General features: G+C 47.5%; 19 protein-coding genes. 11 read left to right on the top strand and 8 right to left on the bottom strand.

Features of this window, described 5'->3' with window-relative positions; genetic code table 11:
- Positions 1 to 200 precede the first annotated feature (200 nt).
- On the bottom strand, positions 201 to 1,160 hold the full coding sequence (locus MJX74_RS13315) for an AraC family transcriptional regulator (protein WP_240223310.1): 960 nt from the start codon (positions 1,158 to 1,160) through the stop codon (positions 201 to 203).
- Positions 1,161 to 1,261: 101 nt separating this feature from the next.
- Between MJX74_RS13315 and MJX74_RS13310 the strand changes: the two genes are divergently transcribed.
- Positions 1,262 to 2,500, top strand: coding sequence for an MFS transporter (locus MJX74_RS13310; protein ID WP_240223309.1), 1,239 nt, complete (start codon positions 1,262 to 1,264; stop codon positions 2,498 to 2,500).
- 486 nt (positions 2,501 to 2,986) lie between these two features.
- Here the strand turns inward: MJX74_RS13310 and MJX74_RS13305 are convergent, their stop codons facing one another.
- Complete coding sequence (locus tag MJX74_RS13305) at positions 2,987 to 4,324, bottom strand: sensor histidine kinase (protein WP_240223308.1); 1,338 nt, start codon at positions 4,322 to 4,324, stop codon at positions 2,987 to 2,989.
- Between the two features lie 50 nt (positions 4,325 to 4,374).
- The gene (locus MJX74_RS13300; RefSeq protein WP_240223307.1) at positions 4,375 to 5,052 is read right to left on the bottom strand and encodes a response regulator; all 678 of its coding nucleotides are present in this window, start codon (positions 5,050 to 5,052) and stop codon (positions 4,375 to 4,377) included.
- Positions 5,053 to 5,256: 204 nt separating this feature from the next.
- Between MJX74_RS13300 and MJX74_RS13295 the strand changes: the two genes are divergently transcribed.
- The 9 genes from MJX74_RS13295 to lepB all read left to right on the top strand — a co-directional run bounded on the left by MJX74_RS13295 (position 5,257) and on the right by lepB (position 14,127).
- Entirely contained in the window at positions 5,257 to 6,093 is an 837-nt protein-coding gene (locus MJX74_RS13295; protein WP_240223306.1) for a MipA/OmpV family protein, read from the top strand.
- A 194-nt stretch (positions 6,094 to 6,287) separates the two neighbouring features.
- Positions 6,288 to 6,737, top strand: coding sequence for an SRPBCC family protein (locus tag MJX74_RS13290; RefSeq protein WP_240223305.1), 450 nt, complete (start codon positions 6,288 to 6,290; stop codon positions 6,735 to 6,737).
- Positions 6,738 to 6,948: 211 nt separating this feature from the next.
- A complete protein-coding gene (locus MJX74_RS13285) occupies positions 6,949 to 8,283 on the top strand; it encodes a sigma-54-dependent transcriptional regulator (RefSeq protein ID WP_240223304.1) in 1,335 nt (444 codons plus the stop codon).
- Between the two features lie 20 nt (positions 8,284 to 8,303).
- A complete protein-coding gene (locus MJX74_RS13280; RefSeq protein ID WP_068228428.1) occupies positions 8,304 to 8,513 on the top strand; it encodes a histidine kinase dimerization/phospho-acceptor domain-containing protein in 210 nt (69 codons plus the stop codon).
- A 23-nt stretch (positions 8,514 to 8,536) separates the two neighbouring features.
- Positions 8,537 to 10,021 carry a sensor histidine kinase gene (locus MJX74_RS13275; RefSeq protein ID WP_240223303.1) on the top strand — a complete coding sequence of 495 codons (1,485 nt, stop codon included), beginning with the start codon at positions 8,537 to 8,539 and terminating at the stop codon, positions 10,019 to 10,021.
- Complete coding sequence (locus MJX74_RS13270) at positions 10,021 to 10,482, top strand: response regulator (RefSeq protein WP_240223302.1); 462 nt, start codon at positions 10,021 to 10,023, stop codon at positions 10,480 to 10,482. The genes MJX74_RS13275 and MJX74_RS13270 overlap by 1 nt, the downstream gene beginning before the upstream one ends.
- Positions 10,475 to 12,451 (top strand): response regulator, encoded by a 1,977-nt coding sequence (locus tag MJX74_RS13265; protein WP_240223301.1) that lies wholly within the window; start codon positions 10,475 to 10,477, stop codon positions 12,449 to 12,451. The genes MJX74_RS13270 and MJX74_RS13265 overlap by 8 nt, the downstream gene beginning before the upstream one ends.
- A 284-nt stretch (positions 12,452 to 12,735) precedes the next feature.
- A complete protein-coding gene (locus MJX74_RS13260) occupies positions 12,736 to 13,317 on the top strand; it encodes an outer membrane beta-barrel protein (RefSeq protein WP_240223300.1) in 582 nt (193 codons plus the stop codon).
- Positions 13,318 to 13,455: 138 nt separating this feature from the next.
- Positions 13,456 to 14,127 (top strand): signal peptidase I, encoded by a 672-nt coding sequence (gene lepB / locus MJX74_RS13255; RefSeq protein WP_240223299.1) that lies wholly within the window; start codon positions 13,456 to 13,458, stop codon positions 14,125 to 14,127.
- Positions 14,128 to 14,130: 3 nt separating this feature from the next.
- Here lepB and prmA read toward each other — a convergent pair whose 3' ends face one another.
- The 5 genes from prmA to MJX74_RS13230 form a co-directional block, all read right to left on the bottom strand.
- Positions 14,131 to 15,015: a 50S ribosomal protein L11 methyltransferase gene (gene prmA, locus MJX74_RS13250; RefSeq protein ID WP_240223298.1), complete on the bottom strand. Its 885-nt coding sequence runs from the start codon at positions 15,013 to 15,015 to the stop codon at positions 14,131 to 14,133.
- Between the two features lie 80 nt (positions 15,016 to 15,095).
- On the bottom strand, positions 15,096 to 16,439 hold the full coding sequence (gene accC, locus MJX74_RS13245; protein ID WP_240223297.1) for an acetyl-CoA carboxylase biotin carboxylase subunit: 1,344 nt from the start codon (positions 16,437 to 16,439) through the stop codon (positions 15,096 to 15,098).
- 16 nt (positions 16,440 to 16,455) lie between these two features.
- Positions 16,456 to 16,905: an acetyl-CoA carboxylase biotin carboxyl carrier protein gene (gene accB / locus MJX74_RS13240; protein ID WP_240223296.1), complete on the bottom strand. Its 450-nt coding sequence runs from the start codon at positions 16,903 to 16,905 to the stop codon at positions 16,456 to 16,458.
- Positions 16,906 to 16,927: 22 nt separating this feature from the next.
- The gene (gene aroQ / locus MJX74_RS13235; protein ID WP_240223295.1) at positions 16,928 to 17,383 is read right to left on the bottom strand and encodes a type II 3-dehydroquinate dehydratase; all 456 of its coding nucleotides are present in this window, start codon (positions 17,381 to 17,383) and stop codon (positions 16,928 to 16,930) included.
- A 220-nt stretch (positions 17,384 to 17,603) separates the two neighbouring features.
- Positions 17,604 to 19,376, bottom strand: coding sequence for a protein-disulfide reductase DsbD (locus tag MJX74_RS13230; protein ID WP_240223294.1), 1,773 nt, complete (start codon positions 19,374 to 19,376; stop codon positions 17,604 to 17,606).
- Between the two features lie 306 nt (positions 19,377 to 19,682).
- Between MJX74_RS13230 and MJX74_RS13225 the strand changes: the two genes are divergently transcribed.
- The gene (locus MJX74_RS13225) at positions 19,683 to 19,973 is read left to right on the top strand and encodes a co-chaperone GroES (protein WP_068228453.1); all 291 of its coding nucleotides are present in this window, start codon (positions 19,683 to 19,685) and stop codon (positions 19,971 to 19,973) included.
- The last annotated feature ends 20 nt before the right edge of the window (positions 19,974 to 19,993 follow it).

Below are 19,993 nucleotides of genomic sequence, written 5' to 3'. Positions count from 1 at the left end.
GCGTTTGATGTCGAGAGGTACTTCGACTGCGACCAAAAGAAGCAAAAGGAACGGAATGGAGAGATAGCGAGCTTTGTTGGTAGGTTTTATAAGGTTCATAGGTGATAAATAGTAGAGGCACTTTTACTTTCTGATATCCTGATGAATAACGATTTTAATAGCTTAAAAGGCAGCTGTGTTACAGGCAGAAAATTTATAAACTATATGGATAAATGTCGACTAGCGCCTGGTGGGTGACCATTAATGCGTTTGAAAGCTCGGCTAAAAGCTGCTTGGGAAGTATAGCCCAGACGCTGAGCTACAACGTCGATAGAGATCTTTTCGCGAGTTAACCATAGGTGAGCAAGGCGCATTCGCAGAGTTGTTGCATAGCGTAGCGGCGGGACGCCAATTGTGTCTTGAAATCGTTGTGCAAAGATCGACCGTGAAATATGTGACTCAGCCGCTAACGCTGAAACAGTCCATTGTCTACCTGGTTGGCGATGTAGCGCTAATATTGCAGGAGCGAGACGTGGGTCGCGTAGTGCACAGATAAGGCCTGAAGCATTCTCACTGCCATTTTCAACCCATCCGCGTACGATCATTGATGCTCCCACTTCGGCTAATCTGGCGAGTATTCCAGCGAAGCCTATACGGCCTGAGCAAATTTCTCGTTTCATGGCGTCTAATATTCCCACTAAATCTGGATATGTTTGTCCACGTGTATCTGCCATCATCACGTCAGGCATTAGTTTTCTGATTTCATACATGCCGCCAAGATCGAATTCCATACAACCGTAGAAAATGATAGCGCTTGGTGTCGAGTGGGTGCTTGGGCATGTATCTACACCACTAACTGTGTCTCCCAATGGGGCAGAGGTAAACTCGTTGATCTCTTGACCTGAGATTTGTGTGCTCGATATTAATTGATGCTCCGCCCCTTGAGGTATGAACACAGCACTGCCTGCCGAGAGCTCGTGTTGAGTGCCTTCTTTTATTCTTAGTAAAGCTGTCCCCACTGCCACGTAGTGAAAGTAAGCGTGTCCCGGTCTTGAATTAAATGCTAAACCAAAAGTAGGTCCAGTCTGAATACGGCGGTATTGAATGCCGCGCAAACGCAGGCCAGTTAATAGCTCGCTGATGAGTTCAGAGGGTATAGCAAATTGTTTACTTTCTTTCATTGAGGGGTTTCGGTCAAAAACTAGGGAGTATCAATCATAGATCATCCTACTCTTTAGCTCTAGACTTTCGAGGTGTTTTTTTAATGTCTAGGGGTCTTGAAATGAAAAATGAAATGGTGGAGTCAGCGTCAACTCCCATGGCTGACGAAGTGCCATCAAATCCGGCATGGATGGCGGTACTTTCCCTGGCGATGGGTGTGTTTGGCTTGTTAACCGCTGAATATCTTCCTGCCAGTCTCCTTACGCCAATGGCATCCGATCTTGGGGTCTCTGAAGCGCTGGCAGGTCAAGCGGTGACAGTGACAGCTGTTGTTGCCCTGTTTGCTGGTCTGTTGGTACCACGTCTAACTCGAATGTTAGATCGACGAGTGGTGTTGTTAGGCTTTACCGTATTGATGATCGCCTCTAATTTACTTGTAGCCTTGTCTACCAACCTAGTGTTCCTACTAGTAATACGTGTCTTGCTAGGCTTTGCTCTTGGGGGTTTTTGGTGTATGGCTGCCGCGGTTGCTATGCGTTTAGTTCCAGCAAAACTTGTTCCCCGTGCTCTTTCTATCATCTTCAGTGGTATAGCTGTTGGGACTGTGGTTTCTGTCCCTCTTGGCAGTTATCTGGGAGGACTATATGGTTGGCGTAGCGCTTTCCTGGCAGCCGCCGCAGTGGGAGTGTTAACGCTAATCTTTCAGCTTTTCACACTGCCTAGTATGGCTCCACGTAAAATTGTTCGGAGTGCATCAGTGATAGAGTTATTAAGTCGTCCCGGTATCTTGATGGGAATGCTGGGGTGTGTATTAGCTCATACAGGTCAGTTTGCCTTGTTCACTTATATTCGTCCTGCCTTAGAGAGTGTCTCTAATATCAGTGTAGACGGTTTGGCTTTGATGCTTTTGGGGTTCGGTATCGCCAACTTCTTTGGCACGCTGTTAGCTGGCTGGTTAATGGAGCGTAGTTTGCGTGCTACTTTGATCATTATGCCTGCACTGGTAGGTATAGCAGCATTCGGTATAGTCTTGCTTCCTGTTCAAGGGATTGGATTGATGATGTTAGTTGCACTTTGGGGCTTAGCATTTGGTGGTGTTCCTGTTGCATGGTCAAGCTGGGTGACTCGCGTAGTTCCTGATCAGGCTGAAACCGCAGGAGGGATGGTAGTTGCCGCTGTGCAGTCATCGATTGCATTGGGGGCAGCTATAGGGGGGCTTATTTTTGGACTGAGTGGCATTGCGGGAGTTTTTATAGCTGCCGCTAGTATTATGTTGCTGGCTGCAATTTTCATAAGTTTACGAGTTCGAACTGACTTATTCAAAGATAGCTTATCGGAAGCTCAAGTGAGACAAATTTAAAGATAGTTTGAATTGGTTTGTTTAGGGTTGCCTTTTATTAACTTGTCCTAAATAACTGTTCCTAACAGTAGATCACCAAGCGAAAGGAACTCAATGCGGTTTGCGCGATCAGATCGGTCGCCAAACTAATAAGCCATACAACCGCATTGAGAATGAACAAAATAACATTTTTGCACGGCGCTGGAGAGGGTGTTCAATATTCTGTGTCAGCCTGGTAGGACTATTACTGAGCATATACCGCTGGAACTGGTCTCGATTAAACATCTGGGTTTTACCATTAATGGCCAAGATGATTTTGATAGCGAACAGGTAACCAGCTTGGCACCGGCGTTCGAAAAAATTATCGCTTTGCCAGCTTAACCGGTGGCACATCCGATGATTGATATCGGAAATACTATTATAGCCATGGTTAGGTATTTCAATTGAAATTCCATTATTCCCGTAGATACCCCCCCGACAGGCTTGAGATTCATGTCGTGTATTCTTTCAGGTGGAGTTTTGATTTGGGAATTCAATGGTAACCATGAGCCCACCCTCTGCAGAGGTGTTTAGGCAAACGTTACTGTTATGTTGTTGTGCAACTGCTTTGACTATTGCAAGCCCTAATCCACTTCCGCTTTGCATCTGATTGGGGTCACGAAAAAACCTATCGAATACGCGCTCCCTCAATTCAGCGGAAATGCCAGGGCCTGCATCTGAAACACGCAGTTGTGCGGATTTATCCAGTGCCCGTATATCTACCTCAACCCGTCCGCCCTCGGGGCTGTACTTCACTGCGTTCTCAATTAAATTGTCGATTAACGACATCAGGCGCTCTCTGATACCTGTAATCCAGACTTCATCATGCGAGTAGAATTCAAGCTCAATCCTACGTTCAGCAGCTAGCGGCGCCAGCGCAGCCATTCGCTCTTGTACCAGCGTCGTCAGCGGCACGGGCACCACTACTGTGTCAATGGGCGCTTCGCTATGCATCATCAGCAGCAACTGATTGACGAGACGAGCCGCACGGCTATTACTGCGGATAATTCCTGCAAGTAACTCTTGCTGACTATCGCTGCTTACGTAGGACTGCAAAGCCTCAACATTGATGCGCATCGCAGCCAAGGGAGTACGTAGCTCGTGAGCGGCATCTGCAATAAAAATGCGTTCCCTTTCAGTACTTTCTCGCACCCTGGCAAGAAACACATTAATGGCGTCTACCATTTGGCGAAGCTCCATGTGCTTTGGCCCATCTTTTAAGGGGGATAGATCTTCTGGCGTTCGCAAGGAAACTTCATGCACCACCTTGTTCCAGGGGCGCATTGCAATACGGATTGACAACCAGGCGGGAAATAAAAGAAAAGGAATGCATACCAGCAGCGGCAATATGTAATAGCCGCGCGAGTTCAGGTATATAAATAAATTCCAGTCTCCAGCCGGTGTGACGAGTGTTACCTCTGCGTCGGACTCCTCCGACTTCTGGGTGCGGCCAACCCAAGTGCGGCCCTCACTTTGAATGCGTTGAATTTCTCCATACTTTGTGTTTGTCACACTTGTTGGAGCGCCATCAGATGAATAAATAATCTCTTTATTCTTCCGAACGATTAGGCTGATGGAAATTGCTGGGTCTTCACCGCCACCATAACCTTCACGTAACGCTTTGCTGAAGTCTTCTAGTACAGCGTTTCGATCCTGCGGACGATCATCCATACGATCAATCAGTGTAATAATGGTTTCGTAAGTCTTGCTGCCCGATAGCATATTAGGACTGCGCAAGTCCTCCCACAGAATGTAAGTCAGGAAAACACACCAAAGCAGTGTAAGCAGCAGCATTTGGGCGAACATAATTCGCCGTACGAGCGTTGGGGTTCTCAGGTGGTGCCAAAAATTTCGCATCAGCCTGCCCCCTTCTGGATCGGTACGGTATCAATGACATACCCTACGCCTCGCACCGTTCGCACATAACCGTCGCCGATTTTGCGCCGCAAATTACCCATATGCACATCGAGAGCATTGCTTAAGTTGTCTTTTGTACCGAATATCCTTTCTTCCAGAAATCGGCGTGTAAGTACACGGTCGGTGCGCAACATTAATAGCTCAAGCAACGTATATTCACTTGCCGTCAAATCCATATTTCGTTCACGTACTGTCACGCGACGAGTCGGCACATGAAGCGATAATCCTCGAACTTCTATCGTCTCATTCTCAAAACCGTAACTGCGTCGCGCAAGTGCTCTCACCCGAGCCAACAACTCGGCGAGAACAAAAGGTTTGACAAGATAGTCGTCCGCACCAGCATCCAGCCCACATAGACGATCGTGCAGAGTGCCTCGCGCAGTCAGGATGATTACGGGAATACCTTTGAATTGCTGACGCAAGCATGTCATTAGGCTCATGCCATCGCCATCGGGTAGTCCGAGGTCGAGCAACACAAGTTCTGGCGCGCAGGCATCGAGTTGCTGAAGCGCATCCTCTTTGCGGCGAACCCATATGACATCTAACCCTTGATCTACAAGAGCAATACGTACGCCATTGCCGAGATCCAGGTCGTCTTCGATCAGGAGAATTTTCACAATGGCAATTGTATCAACAGTAAATGAAGAACGCCTTAAGAAAAGGGCGGTATAGGAAATTCATCAGATTTGCAGCACCAGTACTGGCTTCATTGTTTCTTCATTTCTGGCTCATGAGAACTTTAGGGGGTGCATTCAAACTTAGCATTCCGGCGGTTAAAAACCGCTTTTATTTTAATCATTGGATCTACAAGGAACTCTTCAATGAGAAACATCGAACTGCGTCATAAGTTTCCCTATTCACTCTCAGGTCGAAGCCTGAAACAAATGTTGCTGGGAACTGCCTTGGCGTTGCTGGTCACCCCAATACTGGCGGCCGAAGCGAAGCAGGGTAACGAGTTGACCTTGGGCGGAGGCGTGGACGTCGCGCCACGTTACTCCGGTTCGGATGAAAACCGAGCTATGGCTGCACTGGTACTTGATTACTCCATGGTAAATGGTTTCTTCGTCAGCACCACCAGTGGAATAGGCTATGGCAACAGCATCGGCAAGTTGAATTACAGGGCTGTGCTGAGCTATCGCGCAGGCCGTAAGGATCGTGACGTCGACAGCGACTCGACCAGCTACGGCAGCGACTATTTGCGAGGCTTGGGCGACGTCAAAGGCTCTGCGATCAGTGTGCTTGGCCTGGGGTACGAGGTAACCGACTGGCTTAATCTGCAGTTGCTGGCTGAGGTGCCGATTTCTCAGCGCAACAACGGTGCGGCCCTGCACTTCGGCATTATCAGCCCGCTCTATACGTCGTCGAACAACTCCGTGACGCTGGCGCTGACGGGCAGTTGGGGTACCAGCAAGTACATGCAGACTTACTACGGGGTAAGTGCATCACAGTCGGCCGCATCGGGGTTTGCTCGACATGATGCCGAATCTGGGATCTATGCCTATTCACTGAATATAGACTGGATGCACAAGCTCAACAGAAGCTGGAGCGTGGTTGCCTCAGCTGGGGTTACGCAGTTGGCTGGCGATGCACGTGATAGCTCGATTGTTCAACGAGAAACATCACCCGCTGGCAGCTTGAATCTGACATATAGCTTCTGAGCGTCGTTAGGCGTGTGGTTCTTGCCAGCTTGCGCCATGCGCTGTCAATCAATACGTATTGGCTCCGCACTGGCTCAGATGGCTGGTTGCAGCTCGACAGTGCTTAATTCCCCTGAGTTAAACAAAAAGGCCAGCGCAATGCAGGCCTTTTTGCTATGTTAATTTGTAAAAACACAGTAGGCCGGAGGCTAACAATGCGTAATGTAAAACAACTTAACTTCAGTATTGTGATTAATGCACCGGTGCAAACGGTGTGGCAGCGGATGTTTTCGGACGTTGGTTACCGTAACTGGACCTCAGCATTTTGCGAAGGCTCGTATTTTAAAGGCAGCTGGCAACAGGGCGAGACCATACGGTTTTTATCGCCGTCCGGTAATGGCATGGTAGCAACGATTGCTGAGCATAAACCGCTGGAACTGATCTCGATTAAACACCTGGGTTTTATCGTTAATGGCCAAGATGATTTTGATAGCGAACAGGTAACCAGCTGGGCACCGGCGTTCGAGAACTACCGGTTTCGGGCGGTAGAAAGCGGTACAGAAGTGAGTATTGAGCAGGATATTGCGCCCGAGTATGCGCAATATATGCAGGATACCTGGCCCAAGGCACTGCAAAAACTAAAGCTGTTATGTGAGCAAAGCTAAATGCTGAATTAGCGCTAAAGTAGTGCTTTAGCATCACAGCTGCATTGCACTTTTTTACATCAGCGATAACAAACAGATTTGCACAAATAATTAATAAATCACTATTCAGCTGGGTGCTAAACACTTAGTATTGGCGTGTTATTGCAGTGTATTGCCATCTAATAGTGCATAGAACTGATAATTGTTAATCGACTGATATGAGATTTGAGCTTTGCTATCGATATTACTTGTAGATGATGACCACGAATTCACTGAGGTTGCCTCCCACATTATAGATTTTCTGGGGCATACCGTGTCTGTCGCTGGCAGTTTAGCCGAAGCGAATGAGTGGCTTGAGCACAATAGTTTTGACCATATTCTGCTCGACTTTATGCTGCCAGACGGCAGCGGTATCCATTTGATGGATAGAGTCCAGCACCTGTTTCCTATTCCCAAAGTCACCTTTATTACCGGACACCCGTCGGTTAAATCCATTATTGCTGAGCTGTGTGGGCCCAAAGTAGATTATTTGCTAAAGCCGATACAGCGTGAGTGTTTAGAGCGGGTGCTTAACCCGGCCAGGCAAAAAGCGAAAAAGTCTTCTGCTGCTCAGTCTGAGCTGCATTTTGGTTGTCTGATTGGTGAGTCGGCGCCGATGCAAGCGCTGTACACCATGATTGAGCGTGTCGCTGCTTCGAATGCTAACGTGATGTTGTTGGGCGAAAGTGGTGTTGGTAAGGAACTGGTTGCATCAGCTATTCATTATGCCAGCAAGACAGCCGGTGCCTTAGTTGCAACAAACTGTGGTGGCTTATCGAAAGAGCTGATCAGTAGCGAGCTGTTCGGCCATGAAAAAGGCGCTTTTACCGGTGCCGTTGCGCAAAAAACCGGGGTTTTTGAGCGGGCTCAGGGCGGCACATTATTTTTAGATGAAGTGACCGAAATGCCGCTCGATATGCAACCACATTTATTGCGGGTATTAGAGACGAAAAAGATCGTGCGGGTAGGTGGCAGTAAAGAAATTGCTGTAGATTGCCGGGTGGTATCGGCGACTAACCGAAGCCTGGAAAATATTGCCGAAAAAAATATTCTGCGTGAAGATATTTATTTTCGTCTGGCGGTATTCCCGATTGAAATTCCGCCGCTCAGAGAGCGTGCGGCAGACATCCCGCTGTTAGCGAAAGCGTTTTTAGCCAGCTTAAACGACGAGAACGGCACAACCTACCAATTTAGCAACGCACAGCTGCAGCGGCTGGCCAGCTTTGATTGGCCGGGTAACGTCAGAGAGCTGCGCCATACAGTGCACCGCGCTTACATTATGAGTGATCCTGCCAAGGATGAAATTGAATTACCCACCTCGTTTGCATCTCCGTTTTCTGCTGTACAGAAAGAAAAAACCGGCCTGACGGCGGGCAAAACTATTGATGAAGTCGAGAGAGAGTTAATTTACCTGACATTGAAAAAAGTTGGCGGAAACAAAGCTATGGCTGCCGATATGTTGGGAGTAAGTGTGAAAACCTTGTACAACCGGTTAAGTGCCTATGGTGGTTTAGGGGAATTTAGCTAGTTATTAACGGGGATAATATAATGTCTGACGCAAAAGTGGCTGAGTTAGCTAAGCAAGTGCATGATATTCGCAAGCCGCTGAATCGGATCTCGATGCAGGCGGAGTTAATTAAGCTGGTACTGGAAAACAATTTGCCGCCGCAAAAAGCGATTGAAGCTGTGGATAAAATACTGCAGTCCTGTCAGGACTGTAGTCAGTTACTGGAAAACTTGTCAGATCCATCAGCGTGACGCAATTAAAAAGGGAAGCATAGATGCCAGGCAGTCTGTTAAACAGTGCCCGTACCAGCTGGTTTTTACTGGGGGCGGTGATGATGTGCCTGATTGGCTTCAATGCTTATCTGGCAATCAGTTCAATTAAAGAGTTAACTGCTACGCAAACCAGCCTGACCAACACCGGGGACAATATTGTCAAACTTGATGATTTGCATTTGTCGGTATTGTCGGCCGAATCTGGCCAGCGGGGTTACTTACTGACAGATAATATTATCTATCTGGAACCCTATCAGGCGGCATTAAGCCGGGTAAAAGCGCAAATAACTGAAGTACAGGCTATTGAATCTGAGATACCGGAGCAGCAACTGCGCATCAATGAGATGATCGGGTTAGCAGAGGCCAAAATTGCTGAGCTAACTGAAATTGTTGGGCTGGCACAGCAAAATAAAGATGCGCTGGCGCTCAGATTACTAAAAACTGACCGCGGTAAGAACATTTATCTGGAGTTCCGGGCATTATTTGATATCACCCGCCAGGTAGAAAAATCCTACCGGGAAAGCCTGTTTCTGCGCCTGACTAAAGGGCGTGACGACGCCCAGCTTAACTTTATTTTATCTGGCATATTAAGCAGTGTACTGGTGATACTGATGCTGATCCTGTCATCTATTAATGTAAAGAAAGAGCGAAAGTATCTGGCTGTACTGGAAAGCAAGAACGAAGAACTGGCGCTGAAAGTGGAAGAGCGCACACAGGAGTTACGCTTGTATTCGGAGGAATTAAGCCGTAGCAACCGGGAGCTGGAGGATTTTGCCTTTGTTGCGTCCCACGACTTACAAGAGCCGTTGCGGAAAATTCAGGCATTTGGTGATCGCCTGGAGGCGTCGTTTAGTCAGGAGCTGGGCGAGAAAGGCCTGGACTACATGAAGAGGATGCGCAGCGCTGCGCAAAGAATGTCGCATTTAATCAACGATTTGCTGGATTTTTCCCGCATCAATACCCGGGGCAGGGATTTTGCACCCACCAATTTAACTGAAGTTGTTAATTACGCACTGGACGATCTTGAAATTGCAGTTCAGGAAAGTAATGCCCAAATCAATATAGAGAATTTACCGGTAATACAGGCCGATAGCAGTCAGCTTAGTCAGCTGTTTCTTAATCTGTTGTCAAATTCGCTGAAATTCCGCCTACCGGACAGAACACCGGTTATTACTATTACTGCTGCAGTGCACCAGCCTAATATTATGCAGCAGGGCATTTGCCCGGATTGGTATGTAATAACCCTGACAGACAACGGCATTGGCTTTGCGATAGAGTATGCCGAGAAAATTTTTACACCGTTTCAACGCCTGCACGGCCGCTCAGAATATAAAGGGACTGGCATTGGGCTGGCGGTATGCCGGCGGATTGTAGAAAGACACAGAGGGTTAATTTACGCATCGGGTGAGCCGGGGGTTGGCGCCACTTTTACATTAATTTTGCCTGCCGACGGCACACCGTTTGGCAGCAGGGGAGAAACTGAATAATGCCACTTAACAAGACACGGCCAATTACTATTTTAATGGCTGATGATGATGAAGATGATCGATTACTAACACAGGATGCACTGCGTGAAAGCCGGGTACTTAATTCGCTGTATTGCGTTGAAGACGGTGTAGAGCTACTGGAATATCTGCGCAAAGAAGGTAAATATGCCACCGGCGTGCCTTGTCCGCGGCCCAGCCTGATATTACTCGATTTAAATATGCCACGGATGGATGGCCGTGAAGCACTGCATAATATTAAAAATGACGATAAGTTACGTGGTATTCCTATCGTTATTCTTACCACGTCAAAACAAGAAGAAGACATGGTGCGGGGTTACAATTTAGGCGCGGCGTCGTATATCACCAAGCCGGTAAACTTTGATGGTTTGGTAGAGCTAATGCGCACCCTGGGTAAATATTGGGTAGAGTTTGTTGAGTTACCAGTAGAAAATAATGATTAAACAGGTAAAGCCGGTTCTACAGGCAAAAATCCTTCTGGTCGAAGACGATGAAGATGACTACATCATTACCCGTAGTCATCTGGAAGACTTAACCTCGTTTGACAGCCAACTGACGTGGGTAACAAATTCACTCGATGGGTTGCAAAAACTAGCCGAAGGCAACTTTGATGTCTGTCTGCTTGATTACCAGCTGGGCGCCGAAACCGGTTTATCGTTGCTAAAACAGGCAGTAGACAGCGGTATATCTACACCCATTATTATGCTTACCGGCCAACCGGATAAGCAGCTTGATTTACAGGCACTGGAATACGGTGCGGCAGACTTTTTAGTAAAAAGCGAACTGAGTGAAGCAAGGTTTGCCAGAGCAATACGTTATGCGTTAAGCCGCCGGGAATTTGAACTGGAACGTTTAAACCGGCTGCGTCTTGAAGCGGATAACCGATCAAAAGATCGGTTTTTAGCCCATCTTAGCCACGAGCTCAGAACGCCGTTGTCTTCGATCTTGGGCTACACCGAGTTACTGCTTGAATCTGACCATACCAAAGATGCGCGGCCAGAGCTGAATACTATCCTGAACAATGGCAAACACTTACTGAGTTTGTTAAACGATATTCTCGATCTGTCCAAAATCACGGCGAACAAACTGGAATTACGCCCTGAGCCCACCAGTTTACGCCACCTGATGCTGGATATTTATACCCTGCTTAATGTTACCGCTATTGATAACGGCTTGGAATTAACTATTAATTCTTTAACCGAATTACCGGCGTTGATTACTGTTGATGGCACACGTTTACGCCAGGTGTTAATAAATTTGATTTACAACGCCATCAAATTTACTGACGCCGGCAGTATCACCGTCGATCTTTGGGTGCAGCAAAATAAAGAAAAAGAGATGTTATGGTTTCGCATAACCGACACCGGTATGGGGATTGCGCAGCGCCAACTTAAAGATATTTTTGCGCCCTTTACTCAGATAGAAGATTACCTTACCCGGAAAAAAGGCGGCGCAGGCCTGGGGCTGGCTATTTCCTCAGAGCTTATCCAGCGTATGGGAGGCAGCATTGATGTGGCCTCTGAAGAGGGAAAGGGCAGTGTATTTACCTTTTCGCTGGACCCGGGCGATATCACAGACACCCAGCGCAAGCCATTGAGCATGGAACCGTCAATTAGCAATACCGGTGGTGCGCACAATAAGCTGGCTTTAACAGGCGAAGTACTTATCGTTGATGATTTGGCTGACTTACGCAAGCTGTCTGCACATTGGATCCAGGCAACAGGTGCGTCAGTAGATTTTGCTGAAAATGGCGCCGAAGCAATAGCGAAGGTAAAACAAAAAATAGCATCAGATAGCTATTACGATCTGGTTCTGATGGATCTACATATGCCAGGCATTGACGGCAGAGAAGCGACGGTAGCTATCCGTGAAACGGGCTATCACTATCCTGTGGTTGCGCTTACAGCAGCAATGGCGAAGGGGATCCGCCAGCAGCTAACGGCGTTGGGTTTTAATGACGTGCTGTCCAAACCGATCACGAAGAATCAGCTATACCGTGCATTACGCTGTTATTTAACGGGCAATGCGGCATCGGTAGACAACAGCGCAGCAGATAGTATGCCGCTGCATTTTCTGGTGGTAGAGGATGATACTGAAGCTGCACAATTAATGCAGATACTGTTAGAAAGCCTGGGGGTGAAAACCACACTGGCACACAGCGCAGAAGAGTGTATGCGCGAACTGGCCTTACTGCACCGGTTTGACAGAATTTTGCTTGATCTGGGGCTGCCAGATAGTGATGGACTGCAGCTTATTGAGCGGATTGAGCATAACTATCCTGACAATATTGTGATTGTGGTAAGTGGACATGAGCATGATGTGGCCGCATCCGGTAGTAGCATTGTCCAGCAGAGCCTGTTAAAACCTATCACTAAACAGGCACTAAACAGCTTAGTGTTAACCTGCCGCTAAGGCACTGCTAAAGTATTCATATTCGGTATTTGTATATAATTCAATCAATTGTTGGCAGTTTTGGCGCTGAAACTGCCATTTAAGCATTGTAAATTCTGCACATTACGATGTTAGTATTACAATATTATAACGGCTTAAAATCGGCCCGGAAAAGTTGTCAGAATTTAAGCTTTTGATTTTTAATGTCTTATTTTTATTTTTAAAAGTGGTACAAAGCTTGTAACCGTTACAGCGAACTAAGGCCAAAGTGCCAATTACTATTAGCTGATTTAACGGAGTTTATAATGAGAAAGTCATTTCTAGCTGTATTAACTGCATCTTCTCTTATCGCCACCTCGGCTTATGCTGTTACACCAGAAGACGATATTGACCACATGGGTATCTACGTTGGCGCTGCTTATGGCTTGCTAAACGTAGACGGTGATGATGAGGATTTTGATGATGAAGATAACGCCAGCCGGTATTTTGTAGGCGCTCAGTTTAATCAGGTGCTGTCTTTAGAAGGTGGTTACATCGATTTTGGCAACTATGGCAACAGTGTTTTTAACACAGATTTAGATGGTTACACTCTGGCGTTAAAAGCCGGCTTACCGGTGACGGAGCGTTTTACTGTGTATGCGCAGGGCGGTAATGTCTGGTGGAAAGCCGACATTAATGCCACCGATGACAGCGATGACGTTGACGGCTCAGATATATTTTATGGTGTAGGAGTATCCTTTGCGCTGACGCAGAACCTGGATCTGCGTCTGGATTACACCCGCTTTGATGTAGAATTTGACCGCGATGAGATTGGCATCCTGGCCGAGATTGATAATTTTGACACTAAAGTGGATTACGCCAGTATCGGTATTCAGTACACCTTTTAAGCCCGCCACGTTACTCAACATGCAGACAGCCGGGTAAATACCCGGCTGTCTGCATGTTGAACTTAGCCTCTTGCACATGCTGAACTTTGTTTCGCGCCCCAGGTCTGACATTACGTTTGTACTTAACGGAGTCAGGGAATGAATAAAGTATTGCAGCTGTGGCGTGATAACCGCGGCATACTGGTGTTTTTAAGTTTAATGTTTGTGTTCAGAAGTGCGGTAGCCGATTGGAATGATGTGCCATCGGGATCGATGCAGCCGACTATTGAGATTGGCGATCGCATTTTGGTGAATAAAATGGCCTATGATTTACGCCTGCCCTTTACCACAGTGTCGCTGATAAAACGCGCTGATCCACAGCGCGGTGATATTGTTATTTTCCTGTCAGAAGCTGCCGATAACCGGCTGGTAAAACGTGTTATCGGTGTGCCGGGTGATGTGGTGGCAATGCAACACAATGTGCTGAGTATTAATGGCGAGCAACTGGTGTATAACCGGCCGGATACTGCTGCAGAATTTTATTCAGCTACTGACGAGGGCAGCCAGTTGCTAAGCGAACAACTAGGCAATATTACCCATACAGTAAAGCTGGCCCCCTTTGCGACTGGCCGCGACAGTTTTAACGCCGTAAAAGTGCCTGCCGGCCACTATCTGGTATTGGGCGATAACCGCGATAACAGCGCCGACTCGCGTGTAATCGGCTTTGTACCGCGCAAAGAAATTGTCGGTCGTGCTGGCAAGGTGTTGTTTTCGCTGGATTATGATAATTACTACTTGCCGCGCAGCGAGCGTTTTTTTGCAGCGCTTTAGCTGTTAACCATGCTTGTGTGCGCTCAGGCGCACCCATTCTTCCTGCATGGCTATTGGATCAAAGCTGAACTCGTCACTGTAAGCGTCAATCACACTTTGTGCCTGGCTTTCTAAAATGCCTGACAGTGCCAGTTTACCACCGGGTTTTACGTAGCTGCTTATCACTTGCTTTAATTCGGCCAGCGGCCCGGCGAGAATATTGGCTACTACGACATCAGCCTGAAAATTGCTCGGCTGGTCTTTAGGTAAATACAGCTCTATCTGGCCTTCGACATTATTGCGTCTGGCGTTAGCTGTGCTGGCTTCTATTGCCTGTGGGTCGATATCGACACCAATCACTCGTTTGGCGCCCAGCTTTAACGCTGCTATGCCCAAAATGCCGGAGCCACAACCAAAATCAACTACGGTTTGCTGTGGTTCTATGGTGGCGTCCAGCCACTGCATACATAGCGCAGTAGTAGGGTGGGTGCCGGTACCAAAGGCCAGGCCAGGGTCTAACATTACGTTTACTGCTGTCGGGTCCGGGATATCACGCCAGCTGGGGCATACCCAAAGCCTGGTGCCAAATTTAATCGGGTGGAAGTTATCCATCCATTCGCGTTCCCAGTCTTTATCTTCTAACTGCTCCAGCTTGTAATCGACACCGTCTTTAAAAAATGAAACCTGTTCCAGCTGCTTTACTACCTTATCCATCGGGTGTTCAGCATCAAACAGGCCCACTACTACGGTATTGGTCCAGTAAATCACTTCGCCTGGCATGGGCTCGTAGATCGGCGTGTCGTGTGCATCAACAAAACTGACGGCCTGAGCGCCCCAGCCCATCAGCATATCGCTGACTTGTTCGGCTTTTTCTTCGTTGGTGCTAACGCGCAGTTGGATCCAGGGCATAATCAGTCTCGCTTATGAAAATTTGCCGCATTATAGCAAAAAGGCCGCAATAGCGGCCTTTAATCTGAGTAAGTGTTGGCTTACTTAATACCCAGTTTTTTCTCTAAATAGTGGATATTAGTACCACCTTTACAGAAACCTTCATCACGCATAATGTCTTTATGCAGCGCGATGTTGGTTTTAATGCCGTCTACCAGTAGCTCGTCCAGTGCATTACGCATCCGGGCGATAGCAATATCACGGGTTTCACCGTAGGTAATTAGCTTGCCTACCATAGAATCATAGTTAGGCGGTACAGTGTACTCGGCATAAATGTGCGAGTCCCAGCGGATACCGTTGCCCCCAGCAGGATGGAAACGGGTAATTTTACCCGGTGACGGGATAAAGGTAACCGGATCTTCAGCATTAATACGGCATTCTACGGCATGGCCGCGAATAACAATATCTTCCTGCTTAAGTGTCATTGGCATGCCAGAGGCAATACGCAGCTGCTCTTTAATCAGGTCCACACCGGTAATCATTTCTGTAACCGGGTGTTCTACCTGAATACGGGTATTCATTTCAATAAAGAAGAACTCACCGTTTTCAAACAGAAACTCAAAAGTACCAGCGCCGCGATAATTCATCACTTTACAAGCATCTACGCAGCGGCCGCCGATAAAGGCGCGCAGCTCAGGCGTAATGCCCGGGGCTGGTGCTTCTTCTACCACTTTTTGATGGCGGCGCTGCATAGAACAATCACGTTCACCTAAGTGAATGGCGTTGCCCTGGCCGTCGGCTAATACCTGAATTTCGATATGGCGTGGGTTTTCAAGGAATTTTTCCATGTAAACCATATCGTTACCAAACGCAGCTTTAGCTTCCGCTTTGGTCATTTCAATTGAACTAACCAATTCCTCTTCGCTGCGCACTACACGCATACCACGACCACCGCCGCCGCCAGCGGCTTTTACAATAATGGGGTAACCAATACGTTTGGCAATGGTCATGTTAGTGGCTGCATCGTCACCTACTGCGCCGTCAGAGCCTGGTACACAAGGTACACCGGCTTTTTTCATGGCTTCAATAGCAGAAACTTTATCGCCCATTAAGCGAATTGAATCCGGGTGTGGGCCGATAAATACCAGGCCGCTTTCTTCTACCTGTTGAGCAAAGTCAGCGCGTTCGGCTAAAAAGCCGTAGCCAGGGTGAATTGCCTGAGCATTGGTTACTTCAGCTGCTGCAATCAGTGCCGGTATATTTAAATAACTTTGCGTGGATGCTGCAGGGCCGATACAAATGGTTTCATCGGCCAGCAGCACGTGTTTTAAATTACGGTCTACCGTAGAGTGTACGGCAACCGTTTTTATACCCAGCTCTTTGCAGGCACGCAGTATGCGCAGTGCAATTTCGCCGCGGTTGGCAATCAGTACTTTTTCTAGCATCAGTCTGCCTTTTGCGTTATTCAATCACAAAGAGTGGCTGGTCAAATTCAACCGGCTCGCCATTCTCTACCAGAATTTCTTTGATCACACCGGCCTTGTCAGACTGGATCTGGTTCATCATTTTCATCGCTTCAACAATACATAGCGTATCACCGGCTTTAACGCTTTGGCCTACTTCAACAAAGGCTTTAGCAGTAGGTGACGCCGCGCGATAGAAAGAACCCACCATCGGTGATTTCATAACATGGCCGCTAACTGCTTTTGGTGCTTCCACAGCGGCAGGTGCCGCCGGAGCTGGCGCCGGTGCGTATTGTGGCGCCGGAGCATATTGCTGCATTGGCGCATATTGTGGTGTTGGGCCGTTACGGCTGATGCGTACGGACTCTTCACCTTCAGTGATTTCAAGCTCGTTAATGCCAGATTCTTCTAACAGCTCGATCAATTTTTTAATCTTTCTAATATCCATGTCTTTTTAGCCTGATTAGTTATTACTGTTTGGTTGTTTGTAACTCTGCTACCGCCGCATCAAGTGCGTAGTGGTAACCTTTGGCACCAAGGCCACAGATCACCCCTTTGGCGATATCAGATAAATATGAGTGCCGGCGAAAGCTTTCGCGCGCGTGCACATTAGATAAATGCACTTCAATAAAAGGAATGGCCACTGCCAACAGCGCATCACGAATGGCTACGCTGGTATGAGTAAAAGCACCGGGATTAATCAAAATATAATCTTGTTTGCCCAGGCTTTGTTGAATAGCAGTTACCAGTTCGTGCTCGGCGTTAGATTGTAAATGTGCCAGTTCGACATCTTTTGCCGCAGCCTGTTCCGTCAGGTCAGAAATAATATCGTTAAGTGTAGCGGAACCATAAACAGCAGGTTCACGCACACCCAGCATATTTAGGTTAGGACCATTCAAGACTAAAACTCGATAACTTGCCGCCATTTGTGCGTAATTCCCGCTATTTGTTGTAATCCGGCACTATCTTGCCAAAGCTCACGAATAATTGCATCTGTTTAGCACTTTTAAGTTGTAAACAAAGCCGTTGGCTTAACAATAGCGCCTTATTATAGTGAAATCGTGACAAATGGCAGCAAAATACTGGTCTTATCAGCCAGAAAGCAGGTGGCAGTAAGCGGCGCCGGTTAAAAGCACCGCCCTGAATTTACTGTTGCAGTTCTGCCAGATGGGCAGCAAAGTCGGTTGCGTTCATAAAACCGGTAACCCGGGCGCTGCTGAGTTCTTCAGCCTGCGGGCTGAAAAACAGCAGGGTAGGTAAACCCAGCACCTGATAGTTATCCAGCAGGGCCTGATCTTTGCGGGTCATCTTGGTTACGTCGACTTTTATCAGCTGCATCTTCTGCATTTGTGCCTGTACTTCAGCCTTGGGAAAGGTTAAATGCTCAAACTCTTTGCAGGCAATACACCAGTCAGCATACAAGTCTACCAAGGTGTAGCGCCCTTCGCTGGCAGCAATTTTTTGCTGTAGCTCTTCCAGTGAGTTCACCAGTTCAAAACCTGCCTGTTGTTGCTGGGTAACTGCGGCTGTTTGTTCTGTAGCCGGCCACCAATGTTTCAGGTTCAGGTATAACGCTGCACTAAGCAGTAATTGAGCCAGTATTAAAATAACCGCTTTGGCGCTGTTGCTTTGCAGGCTGAACATCATGCGGTACAGGTAAATAATAAAGCTGAGTAACAGCAGAGAACCTATAGCCAGGATATAACTGAACGGCAGCATGCGCTCCAGCAAAATAAGCGGTACCGCTAACAGCAGGAAGCCGAAGGTGGCTTTTACTGCATTCATCCAGTTACCGGCTTTAGGCAGCAGTTTACCGCCGGAGCTACCCAGAATAAGCAGCGGCAGGCCCATACCCAAACTTAAAATATACAACGTAACCGCGCCCAGCAGTAAGTCACCGCTTTGGGCTACATACAGCAGCGCTGCAGATAAAGGTGCCGTAGTGCAGGGCGAGGCGATAAGGCCAGACAGCGCGCCCATGGTAAAGGCACCTTTGTGCGAGCCACCTTGTTGGTTATTGCTGACTTTGCTGATTTTTTCCTGCCAGCTGGACGGCAATGTCAGATTAAATACACCGAACATCGCCAGTGCCAGCAGCACAAAAATGATACTGGCAACAATTAATACCGCCGGGTGCTGCATGTAGCCCTGAAACCGCACACCTAAACTGGCTACTACTAACCCTAATGCCGAATAGGTAATGGCCATACCCTGCACATAAGAAAACGACAGCGTAAAGGCACGTTTGTTAGATAACTGCTTGCCCTGGCCGACAATAATGCTGGTTAAAATGGGATACATTGGAAAGACGCACGGTGTAAACGCCAGGCCCAAACCCAGCAAAAAGAAACCGGCCAGTGTGGCTAAACCTGCGCCATCGCTGAGCTTTGCTGCCAGTGTATTCTGGCTGGATACCGGAGCTGTGCTCTGGTTAGTTGCGCTGCCTGGGTTAGCTATTGTGCTTTGATCTGCAGCAAGCTCAATGAGTGGCAGCTCTTTGGTTACTGGCGGGTAGCATAAGCCGGCTTCGGCACAGCCCATATACTGAATTTTAAATACTGCATCTTCGCTGACATCTGTTAATGGAATACGCAGGGTTAACTGATGAAAATACACCTCTGACACGCCGAAAAACTCGTCTTCTATCTGCATGCTTGCCGGGTAGCTGGGGTGAGAAAAACTGACAGCAATACCGCCCAGCTTTATTTTGTCTTTATACAGATAATAGCCATCGGCGATCGTCCAACTGACGAGCAGCTCATTTTGCTTTTGCACAAAATCAAACTCGAATGCCTGCTCTACCGGCAAAAAACTATCATTGGTATTGAGCAGGCTGTTGAGCACCGAGTTTTGCTGCGCAGCAGCCGGTGCCAGCAGAGCAAACCAGAGTAAAAAAGGCAGAAAAAACACTTTAAACATCAGCTTATACTTCCTATTAAACGCCATAGCGTTGTTATTGTATTACACTAACATGAGCTTACTATACGCTGATAGCTGCCATCCGGCTTTATCAACGTGACCACCATCACCTCAGAATCATCACCTCAGTACAGACCTGAGGCAGGCCGGGTTTATTTCAATAGCCGTAAATTTAATCTGTTTGCCTTAAGCAGCAATAAAGAAATTTTCGCTTTACCCCTTGGATTTTTTTCCGCAGTGCCCCATATACCGGGCAGACAATTTAACACCCATGTTAAAACACAAAATAGCTTTAGGAGATAGAGCATGAATATTCGTCCATTACATGATCGTGTCATCATCAAACGTTTAGAAGCTGAAAGCAAATCAGCGGGTGGCATCGTCTTAACGGGCGCTTCAGCGGAAAAATCTACCCGTGGTGAAGTGGTTGCAGTTGGCTTGGGCCGTGTGTTAGATAACGGTGATGTTAAGCCACTAGACGTTAAAGTTGGTGACAAGGTGCTGTTTGGTGCTTATGTAGAGCGCACAGAAAAAATTGATGGTCAGGAATACGTGATCACCAAAGAAGACAATATCTTAGGTGTAATTCTGGATTAATTTTCCCGTAAACCTTACAA

The sequence above is a fragment of the Rheinheimera hassiensis genome (genome assembly GCF_022436675.1).
Lineage (GTDB): Bacteria > Pseudomonadota > Gammaproteobacteria > Enterobacterales > Alteromonadaceae > Alishewanella > Alishewanella hassiensis.
Note: the sequence above shows the minus strand (reverse complement) of the source record. Positions and strands in the feature narration are given on the sequence as shown.

Bases quoted from the DNA above. Each gene is read 5' to 3' on its own strand.
- MJX74_RS13225 (WP_068228453.1), top strand. From the start codon at position 19,683: ATGAATATTCGTCCATTACATGATCGTGTCATCATCAAACGTTTAGAA.
- MJX74_RS13310 (WP_240223309.1), top strand. From the start codon at position 1,262: ATGAAAAATGAAATGGTGGAGTCAGCGTCAACTCCCATGGCTGACGAA.
- MJX74_RS13230 (WP_240223294.1), bottom strand. From the start codon at position 19,376: ATGTTTAAAGTGTTTTTTCTGCCTTTTTTACTCTGGTTTGCTCTGCTG.
- MJX74_RS13260 (WP_240223300.1), top strand. From the start codon at position 12,736: ATGAGAAAGTCATTTCTAGCTGTATTAACTGCATCTTCTCTTATCGCC.
- MJX74_RS13270 (WP_240223302.1), top strand. From the start codon at position 10,021: ATGCCACTTAACAAGACACGGCCAATTACTATTTTAATGGCTGATGAT.
- prmA (WP_240223298.1), bottom strand. From the start codon at position 15,015: ATGCCCTGGATCCAACTGCGCGTTAGCACCAACGAAGAAAAAGCCGAA.
- MJX74_RS13315 (WP_240223310.1), bottom strand. From the start codon at position 1,160: ATGAAAGAAAGTAAACAATTTGCTATACCCTCTGAACTCATCAGCGAG.
- aroQ (WP_240223295.1), bottom strand. From the start codon at position 17,383: ATGGCGGCAAGTTATCGAGTTTTAGTCTTGAATGGTCCTAACCTAAAT.
- MJX74_RS13275 (WP_240223303.1), top strand. From the start codon at position 8,537: ATGCCAGGCAGTCTGTTAAACAGTGCCCGTACCAGCTGGTTTTTACTG.
- MJX74_RS13280 (WP_068228428.1), top strand. From the start codon at position 8,304: ATGTCTGACGCAAAAGTGGCTGAGTTAGCTAAGCAAGTGCATGATATT.
- MJX74_RS13305 (WP_240223308.1), bottom strand. From the start codon at position 4,324: ATGTTCGCCCAAATGCTGCTGCTTACACTGCTTTGGTGTGTTTTCCTG.
- lepB (WP_240223299.1), top strand. From the start codon at position 13,456: ATGAATAAAGTATTGCAGCTGTGGCGTGATAACCGCGGCATACTGGTG.
- accB (WP_240223296.1), bottom strand. From the start codon at position 16,905: ATGGATATTAGAAAGATTAAAAAATTGATCGAGCTGTTAGAAGAATCT.
- accC (WP_240223297.1), bottom strand. From the start codon at position 16,439: ATGCTAGAAAAAGTACTGATTGCCAACCGCGGCGAAATTGCACTGCGC.
- MJX74_RS13290 (WP_240223305.1), top strand. From the start codon at position 6,288: ATGCGTAATGTAAAACAACTTAACTTCAGTATTGTGATTAATGCACCG.
- MJX74_RS13265 (WP_240223301.1), top strand. From the start codon at position 10,475: ATGATTAAACAGGTAAAGCCGGTTCTACAGGCAAAAATCCTTCTGGTC.
- MJX74_RS13295 (WP_240223306.1), top strand. From the start codon at position 5,257: ATGAGAAACATCGAACTGCGTCATAAGTTTCCCTATTCACTCTCAGGT.